Origin of the sequence: Kocuria tytonis (genome assembly GCF_003226895.2) — a bacterium.
In the GTDB taxonomy this organism is placed as follows: domain Bacteria; phylum Actinomycetota; class Actinomycetes; order Actinomycetales; family Micrococcaceae; genus Kocuria; species Kocuria tytonis.
In genome coordinates this window covers 294403-316014 of the sequence record NZ_PNJG02000002.1, presented here as the reverse complement: position 1 = coordinate 316014, position 21612 = coordinate 294403, and the positions used below count along the sequence as shown (strand labels likewise).

15 protein-coding genes and 2 pseudogenes are annotated in these 21612 nt (G+C 71.6%); 9 read left to right on the top strand and 8 right to left on the bottom strand.

The window, feature by feature from the left end:
• Positions 1–68: 68 nt before the first annotated feature.
• Positions 69–3677 carry a bifunctional proline dehydrogenase/L-glutamate gamma-semialdehyde dehydrogenase gene (locus C1C97_RS07305; protein WP_121030923.1) on the top strand — a complete coding sequence of 1203 codons (3609 nt, stop codon included), beginning with the start codon at positions 69–71 and terminating at the stop codon, positions 3675–3677.
• A 216-nt stretch (positions 3678–3893) separates the two neighbouring features.
• Here the strand turns inward: C1C97_RS07305 and C1C97_RS07300 are convergent, their stop codons facing one another.
• Positions 3894–4097, bottom strand: coding sequence for a hypothetical protein (locus C1C97_RS07300; protein WP_058955505.1), 204 nt, complete (start codon positions 4095–4097; stop codon positions 3894–3896).
• 78 nt (positions 4098–4175) lie between these two features.
• On the opposite strand from C1C97_RS07300, the pseudogene C1C97_RS12515 reads away from it, so the two are divergent.
• Positions 4176–4568 (top strand): annotated as a pseudogene (locus tag C1C97_RS12515) (VOC family protein).
• 101 nt (positions 4569–4669) lie between these two features.
• Here C1C97_RS12515 and C1C97_RS07290 read toward each other — a convergent pair.
• Positions 4670–5104: a GNAT family N-acetyltransferase gene (locus tag C1C97_RS07290; RefSeq protein WP_233542802.1), complete on the bottom strand. Its 435-nt coding sequence runs from the start codon at positions 5102–5104 to the stop codon at positions 4670–4672.
• A gap of 113 nt (positions 5105–5217) precedes the next feature.
• On the opposite strand from C1C97_RS07290, the gene C1C97_RS07285 reads away from it, so the two are divergent.
• The gene (locus tag C1C97_RS07285; RefSeq protein WP_110919586.1) at positions 5218–5466 is read left to right on the top strand and encodes a type II toxin-antitoxin system prevent-host-death family antitoxin; all 249 of its coding nucleotides are present in this window, start codon (positions 5218–5220) and stop codon (positions 5464–5466) included.
• A 9-nt stretch (positions 5467–5475) separates the two neighbouring features.
• Positions 5476–5733, top strand: coding sequence for a type II toxin-antitoxin system RelE family toxin (locus tag C1C97_RS07280; RefSeq protein ID WP_121030921.1), 258 nt, complete (start codon positions 5476–5478; stop codon positions 5731–5733).
• A 130-nt stretch (positions 5734–5863) separates the two neighbouring features.
• On the opposite strand, the gene C1C97_RS07275 is transcribed toward C1C97_RS07280, so the two are convergent.
• Positions 5864–7177, bottom strand: a complete 1314-nt coding sequence (locus C1C97_RS07275) for a VWA domain-containing protein (RefSeq protein ID WP_121030919.1) — start codon at positions 7175–7177, stop codon at positions 5864–5866.
• 177 nt (positions 7178–7354) lie between these two features.
• Positions 7355–7660, bottom strand: a pseudogene (locus tag C1C97_RS07270) (GNAT family N-acetyltransferase); the annotation flags it as partial.
• A gap of 298 nt (positions 7661–7958) precedes the next feature.
• On the opposite strand from C1C97_RS07270, the gene C1C97_RS07265 reads away from it, so the two are divergent.
• The gene (locus C1C97_RS07265; protein WP_121031436.1) at positions 7959–9152 is read left to right on the top strand and encodes a glutathione-independent formaldehyde dehydrogenase; all 1194 of its coding nucleotides are present in this window, start codon (positions 7959–7961) and stop codon (positions 9150–9152) included.
• A 113-nt stretch (positions 9153–9265) separates the two neighbouring features.
• On the opposite strand, the gene C1C97_RS07260 is transcribed toward C1C97_RS07265, so the two are convergent.
• Entirely contained in the window at positions 9266–11929 is a 2664-nt protein-coding gene (locus tag C1C97_RS07260) for an excinuclease ABC subunit UvrA (RefSeq protein ID WP_121030915.1), read from the bottom strand.
• 80 nt (positions 11930–12009) lie between these two features.
• Between C1C97_RS07260 and C1C97_RS07255 the strand changes: the two genes are divergently transcribed.
• Positions 12010–12231 carry a hypothetical protein gene (locus C1C97_RS07255; protein WP_147406059.1) on the top strand — a complete coding sequence of 74 codons (222 nt, stop codon included), beginning with the start codon at positions 12010–12012 and terminating at the stop codon, positions 12229–12231.
• Between the two features lie 30 nt (positions 12232–12261).
• Here the strand turns inward: C1C97_RS07255 and C1C97_RS07250 are convergent, their stop codons facing one another.
• On the bottom strand, positions 12262–13353 hold the full coding sequence (locus tag C1C97_RS07250) for a hypothetical protein (RefSeq protein WP_121030913.1): 1092 nt from the start codon (positions 13351–13353) through the stop codon (positions 12262–12264).
• Positions 13354–13599: 246 nt separating this feature from the next.
• Between C1C97_RS07250 and C1C97_RS07245 the strand changes: the two genes are divergently transcribed.
• Together C1C97_RS07245 and C1C97_RS07240 are read left to right on the top strand one after the other, a co-directional pair.
• Complete coding sequence (locus C1C97_RS07245; protein ID WP_121030911.1) at positions 13600–14901, top strand: MFS transporter; 1302 nt, start codon at positions 13600–13602, stop codon at positions 14899–14901.
• Between the two features lie 280 nt (positions 14902–15181).
• Positions 15182–17221, top strand: a complete 2040-nt coding sequence (locus tag C1C97_RS07240; protein ID WP_121030909.1) for an ABC-ATPase domain-containing protein — start codon at positions 15182–15184, stop codon at positions 17219–17221.
• 169 nt (positions 17222–17390) lie between these two features.
• Here C1C97_RS07240 and C1C97_RS07235 read toward each other — a convergent pair whose 3' ends face one another.
• Positions 17391–18977, bottom strand: coding sequence for a GDSL-type esterase/lipase family protein (locus C1C97_RS07235; protein WP_121030907.1), 1587 nt, complete (start codon positions 18975–18977; stop codon positions 17391–17393).
• A 410-nt stretch (positions 18978–19387) separates the two neighbouring features.
• Positions 19388–20950, bottom strand: a complete 1563-nt coding sequence (locus C1C97_RS07230; protein ID WP_121030905.1) for a nucleobase:cation symporter-2 family protein — start codon at positions 20948–20950, stop codon at positions 19388–19390.
• Positions 20951–21101: 151 nt separating this feature from the next.
• Here C1C97_RS07230 and C1C97_RS07225 point away from each other — a divergent pair, with 151 nt between their 5' ends.
• The gene (locus tag C1C97_RS07225) at positions 21102–21605 is read left to right on the top strand and encodes a phosphoribosyltransferase (protein ID WP_110920808.1); all 504 of its coding nucleotides are present in this window, start codon (positions 21102–21104) and stop codon (positions 21603–21605) included.
• The last annotated feature ends 7 nt before the right edge of the window (positions 21606–21612 follow it).

The window sequence follows — 21612 nt, the reverse complement described above, 5'->3', positions numbered from 1 at the left end:
GTGACTCGGCTGGTGGCCGAGGGAGTGCCTCGGCACCGTCGCCGGGCCGAGACCTTGGAGGCGCTGCAATGGCACGCACCGTCAATACCGTGACTGATCCCCACGCCCTCGCCGACTCCGCCGTGGAACTCGTGCGCACCTGGCTGCAGCGGGCGCAGGAGAATCAGCGCAGGAACAAGCAGAAGAACCCCGCGGAGGACCGTCTGGCCGCCGTGCTCCAGGACCCGAACGGGCTGGAGTTCACGGTGGGCTTCGTGGACCGCGTGATCCGCACGGAGGACACGAAGGCTGCGGCAAAGGCGCTGCAGGACATCACCAAGCTGACCCCGCAGTCCATGTCCGTGGCGGACCGCGCGCAGATCCAGGCGGGCACCGTGCTCTCCGGAGCGCTGCCCTCCGTGGTGGTCCCCGCCGCGCGCACCCGGCTGCGCCAGATGGTGGGCCACATGGTCGTGGACGCCCGCCCCGGGCCGTTCGGCAAGTCCGTGAAGAACATCAAGCAGCAGGGCCACCGGCTCAACATCAACCTCCTGGGCGAGGAGGTGCTGGGCGAGGACGAGGCCAAGAAGCACCTCGCGGACGCCGAGGGCCTGCTGCGCCGCGACGACGTGGACTACGTCTCCCTGAAGGTCTCCTCCGTGGTGCCGCAGCTGTCCCACTGGGGCTTCGAGCGCACCGCCGAGCGCGTGGTGGAGCGGCTGCTGCCGCTGTACGAGACCGCGGCCACCAAGGGCACCGGGAAGATGTTCATCAACCTGGACATGGAGGTCTACTCGGACCTGGAGCTGACCATCGAGGTGTTCAAGCGGCTGCTCGACAAGCCGCAGCTGAAGAACCTCGAGGCCGGCATCGTGGTCCAGGCCTACCTCCCGGACGCGCTCAGCGCCGTGGAGCGGCTCTCCGAGTGGTCCGCGCAGCGCGTGGCGGACGGAGGCGCCCAGATCAAGGTGCGCCTGGTCAAGGGCGCCAACCTGGCCATGGAGAACGTGGACGCCGAGACGCACGGCTGGCCGCTGGCCACCATGGAGTCCAAGCAGGCCACGGACACCAACTACAAGCGGGTGCTGGCCTGGCTGTTCCACCCTGAGCGCATGAAGGGCATGCGCCTGGGCGTGGCCGGGCACAACCTGTTCGACATCGCCTTCGCGCACCTGCTCGCGGAGCAGCGCGGCGTGACCGACCGCATCGAGTTCGAGATGCTGCAGGGCATGGCCACCGCGCAGAGCGAGGCCGTAGCTACGGACGTGGGCCAGCTGCTGCTCTACGTTCCGGCCGTGAAGCCCGCGGAGTTCGACGTCGCCGTGTCCTACCTGGTGCGCCGGCTCGAGGAGAACTCCGCGAGCGAGAACTTCATGTCCGGGATCTTCGACCTGGGCCCGGACAACTGGGTGTTCCAGCGCGAGGAGGGCCGCTTCCGCGCCGCCCTCGCGGACCTCGAGCAGGACCCGCAGGTGCCCTCACCGCGCCGCGTGCAGGACCGCAGCGCGGAGACCGTGGGGGAGACCCCCACCATCCCGCTGGACGAGCCGTTCCGCAACGAGCCGGACACGGACGTCTCCGTGCCCGCCAACCAGCGCTGGGCCGAGACCCTGGCCGAGAAGATCGGCAGCAGCGAGTGGTACGCCTCCGTGGCCGTGCCCGAGCTGCTGAAGGACATGGACCAGGACTCGGACGAGGCCGTGCAGGCCGTGAACGACGTCGTGGCCACCGCCAAGGCCGCAGGCAAGCGCTGGGCGGACACCCCCGCCCGTGAGCGCGCCGAGATCCTCAACCGCGCCGCGGACATCCTCGCCGCGCGCCGCGGCCACCTCATGGCCGTGGCGGGTGCCGAGACCGGCAAGGTGCTGGAGCAGGCGGACCCCGAGGTCTCCGAGGCCGTGGACTTCTGCCGCTACTACGCCCGCCGCGCGCTGGAGCTGGAGTTCGTGGACGGCGGCGACTTCGTGCCGCACGCCGTGACCGTGGTGACCCCGCCGTGGAACTTCCCGCTGGCCATCCCCACGGGCACCACCGTGGCGCCCCTGGCCACCGGCTCGGCCGTGATCCACAAGCCGTCCCCCGAGTCCCGCCGCTGCTCCACCGCGGTGTGCGAGGCGCTGTGGGAGGCCGGTGTGCCGCGCGACGTGCTGCAGCTCGTGGACGCCGTGGAGGGCGAGGCCGGCAAGACGCTGATCTCCCACCCGGACGTGGAGCGCGTGGTGCTCACCGGCGCGTACGAGACCGCGCAGCTGTTCGCCTCGTGGGATCCGCAGCGCCCGCTCACCGCGGAGACCTCCGGCAAGAACGCCCTGGTGATCACCCCCAGCGCGGACCGGGACCAGGCGGTGTGGGACCTCGTCTCCAGCGCCTTCGGGCACGCGGGGCAGAAGTGCTCCGCGGCGTCGCTCGGCATCCTGGTGGGCTCCGTGGCCACGTCCGAGAGGTTCCGCCGCCAGCTCGTGGACGCCGCCTCCTCCATGGTGGTGGACTGGCCCGTGAACCTGCAGGCCACCGTGGGCCCCACCGTGGAGCAGCCCTCGGACAAGCTCCTGCGCGGGCTCACCAAGCTGGAGCCGGGCGAGGAGTGGCTCATCGAGCCGAAGCAGCTGGACGACTCCGGGCGGCTGTGGCGTCCCGGGATCCGCACGGGCGTGAAGCCCGGATCCTTCTTCCACCTCACCGAGTGCTTCGGCCCCGTCCTGGGACTCATGGCCGCGGACAGCCTCGAGGAGGCCGTGGAGCTGCAGAACGCCACGGACTACGGGCTCACCGCGGGCATCCACTCCCTGGACGCGGACGAGATCCTGCGCTGGGTGGACTCCGTGCAGGCCGGCAACCTCTACGTGAACCGCGGGATTACCGGCGCGATCGTGCAGCGTCAGCCGTTCGGCGGCTGGAAGCGCTCCTCCGTGGGCCTGGGTGCGAAGGCCGGCGGCCCCAACTACCTGGCATCGCTGGGCCGCTGGAAGCGCGCCGGGTTCTCGGACTCCAGCACGGACCGCGGTGCGGCCGGTGCGTGGGTCCTGGATCCGCGCGTGCACCGCGCGCTGGACGCCGTGACCCCGCTGATCTCGGACGAGGACCTCGTGTGGCTGCGCCGCGCCGCGCAGTCGGACCAGTCCGAGTGGCAGCGCGAGTTCGGCCAGGTCAAGGACCCCACCGCCCTGCGCAGCGAGGCCAACCTGTTCCGCTACCGCCCCCGCACCGTGGTAGTGCGCGCCCAGGAGGGTGCGTCCCTCACGGACGTCCTGCGCGTGGGCCTCGCGGCCGTGCGCTCGGGTTCGCAGGTGGTCCTCAGCGCCGCGGACTCGCTGCCCGCAGCCGTGAACGGGCTGTTCGCCACGGTACTGAACCCGGCGTCCGACGCCGGGTTCGCGCACGCCCTGGGCACCGGTTCCCTGGGCCCGCTGGGTCAGCTCTCGGACCTGCGCGCTCTGGACGACGACGCCCTCGACGTCCGCCACGGCGCCCGCGTCCGCGTGATCTCCCCGTGGGGCAGCTCCGAGGAGGACCTCAAGGACCTCTACGCGGTGCGCGCCGAGCACCCGGACATCGCCCTGATCACCGAGGACGTGGTGGGCACCGGGCGCGTGGAGATGATGTACATGCTGGCCGAGCAGGCCGTGTCCATCACCATGCACCGCTTCGGCAACCACAGCCAGTCCATGCAGCGGGTGGTGGACGAGCTGGTGCGCTGACCCGGCGGCGTCATGCCTGACGCCCGGCGCTCGGCGGCCTGCGGGTCCCGGGGGCCGGGCGCCCGCAGGCCGACCGGCTGCTGGCCCCGGACATTCGAGGTCTGGGATCGGAGCGAACGCGAGCCGCGCTCCCGGGAGACCGGGGGCGCGGCTCGTGTCATGCCCGGGTGCGGTGGGGCGGTGCGACCCCGCGAAGCGCGGGCCGCTTCGAGGGTCTCAGGCTCGGTGGGTGTCCCTCCGCCGCTGACCGCGACGGATGCCGCCGGTCACCACCAGGAGCAGTGCCACCACCAGCAGCGGCCAGCCGATGAGGCCGCGCCAGGCGAGGTCGGTGAACGTGATCAGTGCCGCGGCCGCGACGGCCAGCAGGACGCCGAGAACGAGGAGCCAGGGGGCTCGGGACGAAGTGGTGGTAGCCATCCCACCACGGTAGGTGCGACCGGGGAGGCGACACCATGGTCGAACGGCCAGTCTTTTCGAGGGTGGCACCAGGGATCCATGACGGGATTTCATCATGTCGAAGTATGGGTGGCTGATCTGGCTCAGGCGCGGTCCGAGTGGGGTTGGCTCCTCGAGGAACTTGGGTTCAGCCAGTCGGGTAAGTAGGTTGAGGGCGAGTACTGGTCAGGAGGGGGCGCTTATCTCACGCTGACCACGTCGCCGAATCTTTCCGGTGCTGTCCACGACCGTTGAGCCCCGGGGGTAAACCATCTCGCATTCACCGCGGGCCGATCCGCACGTGTGGATGAGATCATGCGAGCTGCCCCCGAGCATGGCTGGTGCCCGCTGTACCAGGAGCGCTATCCCCGTGCCGGTGGCCCTGAGCACTATGCTGGCTGGCTGGAGAATTCTGCAGGATTCACAGCGGAACTTGTGGCTGCGGGGGCTTGATGGTGTCCTGATCCCGTACAGAGATCACTACGCGCGGGATTTGATGTAGGTTGCTTCTTCCACGTCGCGCCCATCTGCGCTCAGAGAGCGGGAGGCGAGCGTCATTCCCACCCGCTCACACAGCAAACGGGAGGCCCGGTCGTCAGCATCGGTTCGCGCACTGACCCGGGTGAAGCCCATGCGCCGAGGGCTGCGGAGAGAACACCGGAGACAGCTTCGGAGGCCAGGCCCCTCCCCATGTAAGCAGGGTTGAACACGTACCCGATTTCGGCGGCGTTGTCCGCGTCGGTCCACTTCAGTCCCACCTCGCCGACGACTTCCCGGGTGGTGCGGAGCTCGGCCAGGAGCACCAATTCGTCGCCGGGTCTATTCAGCTGTGCATCGGCATAGGTATCGATTTCCTCGCCAGTTTTCTGGCGGGTCCACGTTCCTGCACTCAAGTAGCGGGCGACATCTGCTCGGGACCGGTATGCATAGACGGCATCGATGTCAGCGGGGAAGGGTCGGCGAAGTAGGAGACGACTGGTCTCAATCATGTCCGCATACTAGTCCGTGGGGACAAAGCCAAAGCACCAATTGAATATCTGTTCGCACATCACTACCCCCCCCATCAGCAGCGGCACAAACGTACAAGTTGCACGCTTTCGATATGGTCTCCGTGACGCTTTCCCAGTTCCGCAACCAGCAGAGCGACTACATCGCAACTGCCCAACGCGAGCCAGTCGAGATCACCTCGAGGGGCGCGGGACGACGTGCCGTCGTGGTCTCGCCCGAGTTCTACGACCGTGCGGTGGCGGCCCTCGAGGACGTGGCCGATGCCCGGGCGGCGGCAGAAGCGCGCGCCGAGCAGGAGCCACGGGTCTCCCACGAGGACCTGCGGCGAGAACTCGGCATCTGAGACCCTGCCATGGCCTACGCGATCAGCTATGCGGCCTCGGCGGCGACGACGCTGCGCAAGCTGGGCCAGGGCACTGCGCGGCGTCTTCGGGAAGCAATCGGGAAACTTGCCCGGGCCCCACGCCCACCGGGCTTCATCCAGTTGAAGGGCGGCGCGGGGGAGATGCGTATCTGGGTGGGCGACCATCGCGTCATCTACGAGATCCTCGATGGGGAGCTGGTGATCCTGGTGCTGAGGATCGGACACCGTCGGGAGGTCTACCGCTAGATCCGAGGTGTTCTCAGTGCCCGAAGCGCGTGAGGTGCATTTCTGCCCGCCTCGTCGCGAAAATCCTTGGCAGAACCGCACCTCACGCGTCGCCGCCCGAGACCGCGCCCGCGTCTGCGACGGGCGCCCCTCAGGCCCCCGTCAGCGCGTCCACGAACACCTTCTGGATGTCCTGCGGCGTGCGCGCCACGTGGGACGAGCCGCCGGTGGCCTCCGCGATCTGCCGCAGCACCGTGGCGTCCGCGTCTTTCGAGACCCCCACGGTGATGATCCGCACCGGGTTCTCGGCGTCCTGCTCGGCCTTCAGCATGGAGAGCAGCTCGTCCAGCGCAATCGAGTCGGGGTCGTGGTTCATGCCGTCGGAGAGCACGATGACCGTGCGCAGGTGACCGGGGGCGTCGTCGTGGAGCACCTGGCGGTAGGCGGCCAGGGTGGTGTCGTACAGGCCTGTGTAGCCGTCCGGGGAGAACGTCAGGGACTGGACGTCCTGGGAGAGCTGGTCCCGCTGGGTGCCGCCGTCCACGGAAGCGGAGAGCTCGCGCACCGGGGTCACGCTGCGGTAGTCCTTGTCCCCGTCCAGGTGCCGCTCGAACGTCCACAGCCCGAGGGCGTCGTGCTCGGGGAACAGCCCCACGGCAGTGGTGGCCGCCGCCTTGGTGAGGTCCATGCGCGTGGAGCCGTCCGGCAGGGCCTTCGTGCCCATGGACCCGGAGACGTCGATGGCCACGAGCGCGTGGAACGGCTCCGCGAGGTGCTGCCACTGCCCGAGGGCCCGCGTCAGGGCGGCGTCGTCCGCGGTGGGTGCCTCGGAGGCGGGGCGGTTGCCCGGGGTGCTGGCCACGAGCGTCGTGTCCGCGTGCCGGGAGCGGTAGTCCTCCCACTCGCCGCGCGTGACCACGGTGGCTGCGGGGTGCTGCGCCCCCGCGGCATACGCGGGGGCGCTCGGGTCCGCCGCGGGCGCAGTGCTCGGTGCGGGGTCCTCGGCGACCTGCTGCAGGCGCCGCGCCGCGTCCTGCACGGGGGCGGCGTCCCCCTCCGTGCGGGCGCGCCGCTTCATGGCCTGCTCGGTGGCCGCGCGCTCCGCCTGACCGTCCCGCGCCTCGCCCAGCGCACGGGAGATCAGCTCGCGGGTCCCGGTGTCCTCGCCCGGGGCGCCCAGCTCCACGGCGGGGTCCTGCAGCACTGCGGCCCACGTTCCCGCCGTGGTCTTCGACGGGCCCACGACGACGGGCTCCTCGCCTCCCACGCTCGCGGCACCGGCGGGGCCGCTCGCCTCGGAACCGCCGGGGGCGGCGTCGTCGTCCGGGGCCAGGCGGGAGAGCGCGAACACGGTGGAGCCGATGATCGCCAGCACGGCGAGGGCGATCCACAGCAGGGCCCTGCTCGGGCCTCGACGCTCGGCTCGGTGGGCGGCGTGGCCGCGCTGCTTCTCGGGCTCGGTCATCTCGGTGTTCCCCCGTCCGGCGCGGGACCCCGGTGGACGACGTCGAACGGTCACCCCCGGCGCGCCCCCGCACGCGGCAGCCGTGGCAGGACCCCCGTGCCGGGGTGCTGCCACGCCCCGACGTCCCTTCCGGGATCCACCCTACGGTGTCGCAGGTCACACCGGGCGGAGCCCGACTCAGCCGAGACGTGCGAACGGTTCGGCGTACTCGTAGCAGCCGCGCGGGCCGCGGTACTCGCCCGGGTCGACGACGCCGCCGTCCCCCAGCGGCGCGGCCTGGAAGAACTCGCCCCACTTGGGCTCCCCGGTGATGCCGATCCGGGAGGCCGGGACGAACTCGAAGCGTGAGTAGAATTCCGGGTCGCCCAGCAGCACCAGGACCGCCTGCCCGGCCTCGGCGGCGCGCTGGACCAGGGCGGTCATGAGCCGTGAGCCGATGCCCTCGCCCTGCCGGGCCGGGTCCACGGCCACGGGGCGGACTCGAAGGCGCGGGCGGCTAGCGCGTGGACGGCCGCGGCGTCGTTGGGGTGCTCGGGGCGCAGCTGGAGGCTCATGCGGTCATTGTGCCCGCAGCGGCAACCGGGCCTGTCGCGAGTGCCGCCGGAGGAGATGAGAACGGTTCACAGCGCAACGGAGAACGTTTCTCAGCAAGGCCCAGTTCAGGGAAATTTCTGGCATTTCCCCAGGACATCGGCAAGGATGGGCCACGGTGCCGCCAACCGACGGCACCGTCCCCATGGCCCCGCGCCCCGCGTGCGGCGGGTCCGAAGGAGTGGTGAAGATGGCAGACGGCAATCGCGCAGTAGTCTTCCACGGCACCGGCAACATGCAGGTGGACACGGTGGAGTACCCAAAGCTCGTCATGCCGAACGGGAAGAAGGCCCCGCACGGCGTCATCCTCAGGATCGTGGCCACGAACATTTGCGGTAGCGACCTGCACATCTACCGCGGCTCGTTCCCCGTGCCTGAGGGCATGCGCATGGGCCACGAGATGACCGGGGAGGTCGTGGAAGTAGGCTCGGACGTCGAGTTCTTGAGCGAGGGAGACCTCGTCTCCGTGCCGTTCAACGTGGCGTGCGGCCGTTGCCGTAACTGTCGTGCCGGACGCACCGAAGTGTGCGAGACCACCAACCCGGACACCGCGTGCGCCGCGTACGGGTTCAACCTGGGCAACTGGGACGGCGGACAGTCTGAGTACATGTTCGTGCCGTACGCGGACTTCCAGCTGCTGCGCTTCCCGGACCGGGACCAGGCCATGGAGAAGATCCGGGACCTCGCTCTGCTCTCCGACATCCTGCCCACCGCATTCCACGGCCTCATGGAGGCGGGCGCCAAGCCCGGTTCTACGGTCTACATCGCGGGCGCCGGGCCCGTGGGCCGTTGCGGGGCCGCCGCGGCACGGCTGCTCGGGGCGTCCTGCATCATTGTGGGCGACTACAGCAAGGAGCGGCTGGATCTCGTGCGGCAGAACGGCTGCGAGACCATCGACCTCTCCGAAGACGTCCCGCTGACCGAGCAGATCGAGGCGATCCTGGGCGAGCCCATGGTCGACTGCGCGGTGGACTACGTGGGCACCGAGGCCCACGGCATCGGCTCCGAGGCGGAGAACATGGATCCCGCGTACGCCGTGAACCAGGTCCTGGACGCCACCCGCGCGGGCGGTGCCACGGGTATCATCGGCGTCTACGGCCCGGATCCGCTGGCGTCCTCGAAGGCGGAGCAGGAGGGTACGTACCCCATCGACTTCGGCAAGGCATGGATCAAGTCCCCGCGCATCTCTGCTGGCCAGGCGCCCATCATGCACTACAACCGTGAGCTCATGATGTCGATCCTCTGGGACCGCATGCCGTACCTGAGCAAGATGCTCAACACCAAGGTCATCAGCCTCGACGAGGTGCCTGAGGCCTACGCGGCCTTCGATGCCGGCTCGGATGACAAGCTCATCATCGACCCGCACGGCATGATCAAGGCCTGAGCAGCCACCGTCTGACCGGACCGAGTCCGGACAGACGGAGGAACCGCGGACGACGACGAGCCCCACCGTACGGCACTCACGGTGGGGCTCGTCGCTGCTTGAGAAGGTCTCCGTCAGGCCATGACGGCCTTCAGGTACGGTGCCGTGGCGCTGTCCGCGTGCGCGGCGACGTCGTGCGGCGTGCCCGCCGCGACCACATGGCCGCCGTCGGCTCCCGCACCGGGGCCCATGTCCACCACGTGGTCCGCCTGGGCAACCACGCGCATGTCCAACTCGGCCATGACCACGGTGTTGCCGGCGTCCGCCAGGCCCTGCAGATGGTTCATGAGCCGGTCGCTGTCCGAGGGATGCAGCCCGGCGGTGGGCTCGTCCAGCACGTAGAGGGTGTCCCCGCGCGAGGCCCGCTGCAGCTCGGAGGCGAGCTTGACCCGCTGCGCCTCACCGCCGGAGAGCTCCGTGGCGGGCTGGCCCAGCCGGAGGTAGCCGAGTCCCACGTCCTGCAGCACGCCCAGGGTGTGGTGGACGGCGTCCTCGCCCTCGAAGAACGTGTGCGCCTCGTCCACGCTCATGGCCAGCACATCCGCCACGGAGCGCTCCCGCCACAGCACCTCCAGGGTCTCGGCCTTGTAGCGGGTGCCGTGGCAGTCCGGGCAGGGTGCGTAGATGCTCGGCAGGAACAGCAGCTCCACCATCACGCTGCCCTCGCCCTCGCACGTGGGGCAGCGACCGCCGGCCACGTTGAACGAGAACCGCCCGGCCTTGTAGCCGCGCCGTTTCGCCTCGTCGGTTGCCGCGTAGAGCTTGCGGACGGCGTCGAACAGCCCGGTGTAGGTGGCCACGTTGGAGCGCGGGGTGCGCCCGATGGGCTTCTGGTCGATCACGACGACGCGCCGCACGCTCCCCGGCAGGGAGACGACGTGCCCGCGCACCTCGTCCGCGGCGTCGTCGGCGGTCAACAGATCCGCCTCCGGGTCCCCGGTGATCTCCGTGTCCTCCTGGCCGCCGTGGCCCAGCCGCTCGCGCACCAGCACCGGCAGCGCCTGACTGACCAGGCTGGACTTGCCCGAGCCGGAGATGCCGGTGACGGCGGTGAGGCACCCCGCGGGGAGGCTCACGCCCAGGCCGCGCAGGTTGTTGCGCGTGACGCCTTCGAGCTGCAGCCACCCCTGCGGCGTGCGGGGCTCTCGCGCCTCGGCCGACGGCGCATGCTCAGCGAAGAGGTAGCGGCGTGTCGCGGACTCGGGAACGTCCGCGAGACCGTTCGGCTTACCGCTGTAGAGCACCCGCCCGCCGCGCTCGCCGGCGTCCGGGCCAATGTCCACGAGCCAGTCCGCCTCGTGGATCACGGTCAGGGAGTGCTCCACGATGAACAGACTGTTGCCGCGATCCTTGAGCCCGTGCAGGATCCCGATGAGCGCGTCCAGGTCCCGGGGGTGCAGGCCCGCGGAGGGCTCGTCGAGGACGTAGACCACCCCGAAGAGCTGCGAGGACAGCTGCGTGGCCAGCCGCAGCCGCTGCCGCTCACCCCCGGAGAGCGTGGGTGTGGTGCGGTCCAGGGAGAGGTAGCCCAGGCCCAGGTCGATCATGGGCTCCAGCCGCGCCACGAGGTCCGCGGCCAGGCGCTGGGCGGCGGCACGCTTCTCCACCGAGAGGTTCGGGGTGCGCCGGACGTCCGGGGCGGCGTCGTGCGAGGCCCCTCCCTGCGCCACCCGCGAGGCGGTGGAGGCCGCGCGGGACTCGGTGTCCAGCACGTGGTCCGGCAGGTGACCGGCCTCGCTCGGGGTCCAGCCGTCCGCGGCCACGGCGCGTGCAATCTCCGCGAGGCGCGCGAGTGGGAGGTGCGAGAACGCGGCGATGTCCAGGCCCTCGAACGTGACCGACAGGGCCTCCTTCTTGATCTTCTTGCCGTGGCACTCCGGGCACAGCTCGCTGGTGAGGTACTGGGCCGCGCGCTTCTTGGTGCTGGGGCTCTTGGCGTTCGCGAAGGTGTCCAGCACGTAGCGCCGCGCCCCGATGAACGTGCCCTGGTAGGTGGGCTCCACACCCTCTTGCTGGGCCTTGCGCGTCTGGTTGGGGCTGAGCCCGCGGTACACGCCCACCGTGGGGCGCTCTTCGGTGTAGAGGATCCAGTCGCGGTCCTTCTGCGGGAGGTCCTTCCAGGGGGTGTCCACGTCGTAGCCCAGGGACACGAGGATGTCCCTCTGGTTCTGTCCCGCCCACGCCACGGGCCAGGAGGCGACGGCGCGCTCGCGGATGGTCAGGGACGGGTCCGGGACCATGGAGTCCTCGGTGACCTCGTACACCTGCCCGATGCCGTGGCAGGTGGGGCAGGCGCCCTGCACGGTGTTCGCGGAGAAGTCCTCCGCGTAGAGCATCCCCTGCCCCGGGGGGTACCACCCGGCGCGCGAGTACAGCATCCGGACCAGGCTCGACAGCGTGGTCACGGTGGCCACGTCCGAGCGCGCTCCGCCCCCGCCGCGCTGCTGCTGGAGGGCGACGGCAGGCGGCAGCCCCTCGATCACGTCCACGTCCGGGACGCCCGCCTGGTCGATGAGCCGCCGCGCGTACGGCGCCACGGACTCCAGGTAGCGCCGCTGCGACTCCGCGAACAGCGTGCCGAACGCGAGGGACGACTTCCCCGATCCGGACACCCCCGTGAACACCACGATGGCGTCCCGGGGCAGGTCCAGGGACACGTCCTTGAGGTTGTTCTGCCGGGCACCCCTGACGATGACGCCCTCGTGCCAGGAACCGCTGTCCGTCTGCTCGATACTCACGCCGCCACACTACCCGGCGAGTCCCACGTGAAAGCCGGGGGTCAGGCCGGTGGCCGGTGCGGGTGTGAGAGGGTGCGCAGATGAGGAAAGCACTCTTGATCATCGGCTTCGCGCTGCTCGGAGCCCTGCTGTACTGGCTGCGGGCCGAGTTCAACATCACCCTGTCCAAACGGACGCCGTCGGGAGGCGTGGAGGACATCGACTTCACCGTCGGATGGCTGCCGACATGGACCGCCGTGGGTGCGGCGCTGGGTGCGGGAGCCGCATTCCGCGGGGGCAAGAACTCTTCCGACAAACGGTGAGTTCCCCGGGCCTCGGTCTGGCACGGGCTCCTACAGCAGCAGCACCAGGACCACGATGATCAGCACGATCACCGCGAACACCACGCCCCACGTCTTGGCCACGCTGCGTTCCTCGGACCGGGTCTCCTCGCTGTTCGGGTCCCGGTCCGAGTACCGGTCGCTGCCCACCCCGTAGTACAGCTCCGTGGTGGAGGGCTCGCGCGGGGCCGCGGGCGGGCCGTCCTGCTCGGGGGCGCGCGGCGCACCACCGGGGCGGGCGGCGTCGTCGTGGTCCCCGCGGGGTGCGGCCGGGCCGTCGGTCCGCCGGGGACCCATGGGCCAGAAGCGGTCCGCGTCGAAGATCTTGTCCCTGCCGCGCCGCTCGCCCTCCGGGGCCTCCGGGCGGGGGCCGGCGATCGAGTCCCGCACGGGCACACCGTCTCCCGGGAACGTCTGGCCGGGGGGGCGGGTCTCGCGCTGTTCGTCCTCGCTCAGCATCTCGGACGCGGGGATGCCGGTGGTCGTGACCGCGAACCCGTCCGTTCCCACGGGTTCCTGCGGTGAGGGCCGGGAGGCACCGGCGGACGACGACGCCGCGTCGCCCGTCCCCGCGTCCGCCGCCTGGCGCAGCACCTGCGCGAAGCGCGTCAGCGGGCTCTGCTGGTCGCGCGCGGCGCCCTGCTGGGCCACCCGGTCTGCTCGGTCGGCCACGGAGCGCAGGACGGCGGCGTCGGAAACCCCGAGGTCCCGCGCGGCGATGGCGAGCTCGAGGGGCGGCCGCGAAGGGTCCGCCGTGGTGGCCCACTCGAGCAGCCCGGTGCGGATCGGGGAGGACAGGGCACCCCGCAGCACGGGACGCAGTGCGGGAACATCGGCCAGTGCCAAGAGCTCGAGCGGCGGGGTGCTTCCGTACCCGCGTGCGGCCTGGTCCAGGGGGCCGCGGTCGTGGAACGCGGCGGCGAGCACGGCCGCCGCGGCGTAGCGGTCCTCCGGGGTGTCCGCGTCCGACGTCAGGGCGAGCAGGCGGGACTGCGCGGGGGCGCCGGCGGCGCGCACGGCATCCACCAGTGCGGGGTCCGCGCGCACCGATCGTGCGGGTTGCTGCAGTGCCCGTGCGAGGTCTGGATCCAGTGAGTCGCTCATGACGGCCGCCTTCCGTGGTGGTGCGTGTTCGCTGCCACGAGCCTACGTGAGTCGTCCGCGCGGGCACCCAGTAACGGCGCGGCGGCATCACCACGGGCGTGCCGCGGCGACGGCGGGGCGGTGTCAAGAACCGCCGCGGCGCTCCCCCCGGCCGGACCCGTCGGGGTGTGGGAGGCGCCGCCGGTGCAGTGTCGTGGGACGTCTCCGAGGGGTGGCGGGGCAGGCGCGCCGCTAGGGTGAGCCGCTATGACCCACTCCACGACCGCGTCCCCGCGCAGGGCCCCCGGCATCCTGCTGGTGGTCCTCATGGCCGCGATGGCGGCGGGCCCGGTGTTCAACTACGGGGTGGGGGCGCTGAGCGCCACGATCGTGGCGAGCTACGGGATCACGGAGGGCCAGTACGGGTTCATCATCACGGCGGTGTTCGTGATGGCGGGCCTGGCCGCGCCGCTGCTCGGGGTGCTCGCGGACCGCATGGACACCCGCGTGCAGCTCGTGCTGATCTTCGGCGGCACCGTGGCGGCGTTCCTGCTCAGCGCCGCGTGGCAGTCCTACACCGCGCTGGTGGTCGCCGCGCTGATCGCGGGTCTCGCGCAGTCCTTCTCCAACCCGGTGACCAACCGGATCGTGGCGCAGAGCGTGCCGCTGGCCCAGCGCTCCGCCTGGATGGGGTGGAAGCAGTCCGGGGTGCAGGTGGGTCTGCTGGTCGCCGGGCTCACGTTCCCGGTGGTGGGCGCGGCGTCCGGCTGGCGCGGGGCCGCGGTCTTCGGCGCCGCACTGTGCGTCCCCGCCCTGCTGGTGGGGTGGCTGGTCATCACGCGGCTGCGCCGCCGCGCGCAGGCCCGGGACGCGACGACGCCGCCCCGCACGGCCCCGTCCGGGGTCACGGGCGGGGTTCGCCCCGAGGCGGCGGGAGCATCGGCCGGAAAGGGCGCCGCGGCGTCGCCGGCGGAGAAGACCAGGCTGCCCGCGGCCGTGTGGCTGTTCACGATCACCTCGTTCCTCAATGCCGTGGGCACCCAGGGCGTGAACGTGTACGCGTCCCTGTTCGCGGTGCACGCCATGGGGTACACGATCACCGTGGCGGGGCTGCTGCTCGGGGTGATGGGCGTGATCGGGATCGTGAGCCGGATCGGGTGGGGCCGTGTCACCGGGCGGCTGGGCAGGCCCGCGCCGCTGATCCAGGTGATGAGCCTGGGCGGGATCGCGGGGCTCATGCTGCTGGTGCTCGCGGAGACCACGCAGCAGCACTGGCTCATGTGGCTGGGGGTCGCGTTCCACGCGGCGCTGCCGCTGGCGGCGAACGTGGTGATCAACTCGGGCATCGTGGCCGTGGTGCCCCGGGAGCGGATCGGTGTGGCCTCCGGGCTGGTGGCCACCGGGATGTACCTGGGGTTCGCGCTGGGCCCGGTGGTGGTGGGCCAGCTGGTGGACCTCACGGGCGCGTTCACCGCCGGGTGGAGCGGCGTGGCCGCCGCCTACGTGCTGTGCTTCGGCGCGGCGGTGGTGCTGGGGCAGGTGCAGGCGTCGGGCCGCCGGGGGACCTGAACCGGCGGGCGTGTGCGTGGCCCGACGGCGCGAGGGCCCCGGTTCCTGTCCGCTGAGCAGCCGCCCCGAGGGTTCCGGCCCCTGCCCGCCGGGCAGCCGCCCCGAGGGTTCCGGCCCCTGCCCGCCGGGCAGCCGACCCGATGGCCCCGATCACTGCCCGCTGGCGGCCAGGCACGGGTCCAGGCGCCGCCGCGCCCCGCCCCCCTTCCAGGGCCGGCCGCACCCTCCACGCGGTTCACCCGCCGTGCCACCCGCCCTGCACATGTGATGCCATGGACCCATGAGCACACCTCGCCCGGACCTCTCCCAGACCCTCCGCCGACTGGACGGCAGCAGCTACGGCGCGTACAAGCAGCTCAAGGGCTCGTGGCGGATCGGGGATGCAGAGCTTGTCCTGGACCGGGTGCAGTCGGACCCGTACGCACCGCCCTCGCTGGCGCGCGTGCGGATCCCCCTGGAACGCACTGGGATCCCGCGGGAACTGATGGCGACCAAGGACCGGCGCGTGGCCGCCGGGGACCTCCTCACCCGGGAGTTCGCCCGGGCCGCCCGTGAGCTGGGCCCCCGCGGCGGCAAGGACTCGGGCGGGATCTTCATCCAGCGCACGGGGCAGGAGATCCTGGAGCGCTCCTCCGTGCTCGTCCCGGACCCCGGGAACGTGGCGCGCCCGACCCCGGCACGTGAGTCCGGACTGCACGGGGCGGGGGACGTCGTCACGGGGGACCGGCGTCACGGGGTCGGCCGTGCGGCGTCGTCGGAGGCCGCTGTGGAGGTGCGCTGCGAGATCGCCCTGCCCGCCGCGGGCCGGCGCATCAGGGGCCACGCCGCGGACCGGCTGCTCACGGAGGTGCTGCCGGGCGTCGTCGAGTGCGCCCTGCGGTACGAGAACCTGGACGCCCGCGCCTTCGCGGCCCACGTCACCGCCCACCTGGACGCCCAGCATCTGCGCGCGCAGCTGCCCCAGCGCGGTCTCGTGGCGTTCGTGGCCGACGGCGCCGTGCTGCCCCGCGCCTCCGGTCACCGGGACGAGCCGCTCACCCGCGGCGCCGTCCCGTTCGAGGCCCCTGCGAGCCTGCGCGTGGAGCTCGAACTCGAGGACGGCTCCACCGTGAGCGGCATGGGCATCCCGGAGGGCGTCACGGTGATCGTGGGCGGCGGCTACCACGGCAAGTCCACGCTGCTGCAGGCGCTGGAACGCGGGGTGTACAGCCACGTTCCCGGAGACGGGCGCGAGCACGTGGTGACCCTGCCGAGCGCGGTGTCCGTGCGCGCGGAGGACGGCCGGGCGGTGTCCCGCACGGACGTCTCCCCGTTCATCACCAACCTGCCCACGGGCGCGGACACCCGCGACTTCAGCACGTCCAACGCGTCCGGCTCCACGTCCCAGGCCGCGGCCACGGTGGAGGCGTTCGAGGCCGGGACCGGGGTGCTGCTGCTGGACGAGGACACGTGCGCCACCAACCTCATGGTCCGGGACGAGCGGATGCGCGCCATGGTCCCCGGCGAGCGCGAGCCCATCACCCCGTTCGTGGACCGGGTGGGCGCCCTCTACGCGGAGCGTGGGGTGTCCTCGATCCTGGTCACGGGCGGTTCCGGGGCGTTCCTGGACGTCGCGGACCTCGTGATCGCCATGGATGCCTACCGCGCCCTGGACGTCACGGACCGCGCCGCCCAGGTGGTGCGGCAGTTCCCGCGCCGCGAGGACATGCGCCCGGCGGAAACCTTCGGGAGCATCCGCCCGCACGTCCCGGGGTCGGCCCCCGCGGTGGCCGGCAGCCCGGGGTACGACGCCGCCCGCTCCCGTTCCGGGGGCCGCGGGGCCCGGGCGGAGGCGCGCGCCGAGGAGCGGGCGACGGCCACGCACCACGCCGGTGGGAGCGACCCGGGCGGAGGGGGCGGCCACGGAGGTGGGCGCCATTTGGATGGAGGGGACGACCACAGCGGCGGGCGCCATTCGGGCGGAGGGCACAGCCACCGCGGCGGGCGTCGTGACCCGGGCGGGCCGGAGCGCGGCGGGCGGGACAGGCCGGCGCGGGCCCGCGGGCTGGAGACCATCCAGCTGGGCCGCGAGGACGTGGACGTCTCCGCCCTGAGCCAGCTCGTGGATCCCTCCCAGACGGAGGCCGTGGCGCGGCTGCTGGAGGAGATCGACCGCGCGGCGGACGGCCGCACACCACTCACCGAGCTCGTGGACGCCGCGCTGGACCGGGTGGCCCGTGACGGCCTGGACGCGCTGGCCCACCACCGCGGCCACCCGGGCCACCTCGCCCTGCCGCGCGCGCAGGACGTGGCGGCGGCCTACCACCGCGTGCGGCGCTGACGGGAACCCGCGGCTGCCCCTCCCGGGGGCACCATCCCCGGTGCACCTGCTCCGTTGTGGCAGATGCGGGGGTCGAGATCTGCAGCGGAGCAGCGGCACCGGCGGGCGGAGCTGTGGCGACCGGGGCGGCCGAGGGTGCCGGGCGGCGTCGTGCCCTCGCGACGCGCGGTCAGGAGGTGCGGGCGAGCGCCCGCTTGAGCTCGGGGGCGAAGATCGCGCCCATGTGGACCTGCCCGGCCTCGTTGAAGTGGTAGGCGTCGTACATGTAGCCGCGCGCGTTGTAGGTGTCGATCCAGCCGCGCAGGGGGATGAAATGGGCGCCGGTGGTTTCGGCGGTGACGCGCAGCGCCTCCTCCACGCGCTGCCGTTCGGCGTAGAGCACGTCGGACCGCGAGATGACGCCGGTCATCACGATGGTGGACGTGGGGTACAGGCGCTGCAGCTCCCGGATCACGGCGGTGGAGCGGCTGGTGATCACGGCGGAGGAGGACCCGCGGTCGTTGCCGGAGCCGCCCACGAAGATCATGCCCGGGGTGCCCCTGGGCAGCGCCCACTGGTTGTCCAGCACACCCGTGCCGTACGAGCCGTACCTGTTGCCCTGGTTGTCGGCCACGTAGCCGATCCCGCCGGAGCGGTAGGCCGTGAGGTGGTAGCCGTTCGCGGCGATCCCCTTGCCCACCCACGAGGTGTCCGCCACCTGGGAGTCGCCGATCACCAGGGCGTCCCCGGCGCCCAGCGCGAGGTCACTGCGCACGACCTTCCCCATCGCGCCGTCGAGCACCAGCGAGTCCTTTTCGAACCGGGTGCTCAGGGCGCCACCTGTCCACGCCGCCGCCCGGGGCAGTCCGTGCATGGCCGGGGACCTCTCCCACACGGCCGCCACGTTCGCAGTGGCCAGGACGTAGCCGTGGCTCGCGGAGTGGTACACGGTGCCGTGGGCGTAGCGCCTGGCAGAGGTCCCGGCCACGGAGACCTTCCCGCCGGAGGGGGCGCCCAGCCCGAACCGCGCGGCCTCGGCGTCGAAGGCGGTGGTGTCCGACGGTTCGGGGGCCGGAGGAGCCGCGCGGACCGTGGTCACCGTGCGGGTGGCCGCGGAGTACCGCATGATCCCCCGCTCGAAGCGCTGCTCCGCGCCACCTGTCACGGAGCGTTCCTCGGCCACGGGATAGCCCAGACCGCGTTCGTGGCCCTCGCGCTGCCAGGCACCCAGGATGGCGCCGCGGATCGTGTGACCCCCGGTCTGCGGGGACCAGTACGCCCGGCCCGCACTGAAGTTCTGCCAGCTGCCGCCGCGGAGCAGCCCACCGCGCTCGGCGCTCACCGCCGCCCCGATGCGTTTGCTCAGAGTCCAGCCGGTGCGGATCCCGCCGCGGACCATGAACGTCCTCCCCGTGGCCGCGTGCCACGTGAACGTGTAGCGGGACCCGGTGGCGGGAATCAGGAAGTCCTGCGCCGCCCCTCCCGTGACCGTGTACTCGGGGCCGCTGGGAGCGCCGACGTTGGCGGGACCGCCCGCAGCGACGTAGGCACCCCGAATGGCGCCGCGCACCGGGTGGGTGCCCGTCGCGGCACTCCACACCAGGGTCTCGTTGCGGAAGCGCTGCACGCCGACGCCGCTGACGTCCACCGCTTCGTTGCTCACCGGGAAGCCCGTCTGCTTCACGTGCCCGGCCCAGTAGCCGTGCATGCCGCCGCGCACCACGAAGCTGCCCACCCCGGGTTCGGCCGTGATGACCCCGCGCTGGAAGCGCTGCACGCATGCACCCCGGGGTGGCGGCAGTCCTGAGGGGCCACGGGGTCGCCCACGGATCTCTGGACCGCGGGACTGGAACGGTAGTGGGCGCCGATGCCACCGCGCAGCAGACCCGGATCGTACGCATCGGCCGGCGTGGCCGTGCCCAGCACGCCGCCCACGCCGAGAAGCAGGGCGAGGCCCAGCCCCGTGGCCGCATGCAGTGCGGTGCGAGGGAACAGGGAGGTGTTCACGAGGACTCCGGGTGTCACGAGGAGGCGCTGGAGGGGACCCCTCAGCACGGCCCACCGACACCCCCGCCCCGTGGGGCCAATGCCTCGGGGTGTGCGCACCGCGGGGCGGGTGCCCGAAGCACCGTTCCGCGAGGCGCCACCCGCGTGTGCGAAAGTGAATCAAGTGAGCCGTTTCACATGCTACTCGACGATCGCCCGCCGGATCTCGTCCAGTGAGGTCAGTTCGCCCGCGTTGATCCGTTCCCGCACGGACTCGTACTGCTCCTGGGAGGACGCGAACGGGATCTCCCGCCCCTGGGCGTCCAGCAGCCGGCCGTCCACGAACTGGTCGCCGTCCTGCAGGGCCCCGGCCTCCCGCGGGGAGAGCACGCGCAGCCCCACGGTGCCCATGCCCATGGCCTCCGTGGAGCGCTTGTGGGCGCTGAGCTCGTTGAAGAAGAAGTTCATCACCAGCGCGGCCACGGCGGCGGAGGAGATCCCGGAGGAGAAGATGATGCCCACCCAGGAGGGGAACGCCGCGTAGAAGTCCGGCGCCACGATCGGGACCATCCCGAAGGACAGGGACACCGCCACGATGATCAGGTTCATGCCCCCGCGGTAGTCCACCCGTGCCAGGGTGCGGATGCCCGAGGACATCACCGTTCCGAACAGCACGAATCCGGCGCCGCCCATCACGGGCAGCGGGATGGCGGCGATCACCCGGCCCAGCACGGGCAGCATGCCCAGCAGCACCATGAACACCCCGCCCAGGGCCACCACGTAGCGGCTCTTGACCTTGGTGATGGCCACGAGGCCCACGTTCTGCACGAACGCGGTCTGGGTGAAGGAGTTGAACACCGGGGCCACGGCGGAGGAGAGCATGTCCGCGCGCAGTCCGTCCGCGATGCGTGCGGAGTCGATCCGCGAGCCCGTGACCTCGGACAGCGCGAGGATGTCCGCGGTGGTCTCCGCCATGTTCACCAGGATCACGATCGCCATGGCCGCGATTGCCGCCAGGTGGAACGTGGGTGCGCCGAAGTGGAACGGGGAGGGCAGCGCCACCCATGGGCCGTCACCCACGTGGGAGAAGTCCGCCGCCCCGGTGGCCCATGCCACCACGGTGCCGAAGACGATGGCCACCAGGATGGCCAGCCGGGACAGCACCGCGCCGCCGAACTTGGACAGCAGCAGCACCGCGAGCAGGGTGACCGCGGCCAGGGCGATGTTGCCCAGCGAACCGTAACCGGGTGCCTTCTCGTCCCCGCCCATGGACCACGACGCCGCCACGGGCACCAGGGTGATGCCGATGGTCGTGATGATGGATCCCGTGACCACGGGCGGGAAGAACCGCAGCACCCGGGCGAAGAACGGGGCCACCAGGAACCCGAAAACGGAGGCCACCATGATGGAGCCCATCACAGACTGGATCCCGCCGCCGGTGGCCAGCACCGAGAGCATCGTGGCGATACCCGTGAAGGACACCCCCTGCACCAGCGGCAGCTGCGATCCGATCCGCGGCAGCCCCCACGCCTGCAGGAACGTTGCGAAACCGCCCACGAACAGGGCGGCCGCCACGAGCAGGGCGGTGGTGGCGGCGTCGTACCCCGCGGCACTGGAGACCACCAGGGGCACCGCGATGAGCCCGCCGTACATGGTCAGGATGTGCTGGACCGCGTAGACCACCGTGCGCCCGGCGCCCAGCCGTTCGTCCTCGGGGCGCAGGTCTCGCTCGTGGGACAGGACGGGTGATGCGCTGCTGGACATGGGGATCCTCGATCGGGGCGGAACGCAGGGGACGTCAGAAAGTGTAGGCGGGGCCGGGTGCCTGTGGGCCCGGAACGGTGGGCGCCGGCGTCCGGTCACGGACGAGCCATGGGTTCACCTGAGGGTCGGCAAAAGCGACTAATCTACGGGAATGGCCTTTCACGCGGACTCCACCGAACTGGACAACAAGGAAATCCTCACCTGGGAAGGGTTCGGGACCGCCACCCGGGAACTCGCCCAGCAGATCGTGGACTCGGAATTCGTTCCCGACATCATCATCGCGGTGGCCCGCGGGGGCCTGCTGCCCGCCGGTTCGCTCTCCTACGCCATGGGCGTGAAGCTCTCCGACGCCGTGAACGTCGAGTTCTACACGGACGTCCACGAGACCCTGCCGGACCCCGTGCTGCTGGCCCCCATGCTGGACACCGAGTCCATCAGCGACAAGAAGGTCCTGGTGGTGGACGACGTCGTGGACTCCGGGCGCACCCTGTCCCTCGTCCTCGAGCTGCTGCGCGGCTACGGCGCCGAGTGCCGCTCCGCGGTGATCTACGAGAAGCCCCGCTCCGAGGTGCGCCCCGACTTCTCCTGGAAGTCCACGGACGAGTGGATCGTGTTCCCGTGGTCCGCGCAGGAGCCGGTCACCAGGTCCCGCTGACCGGGCG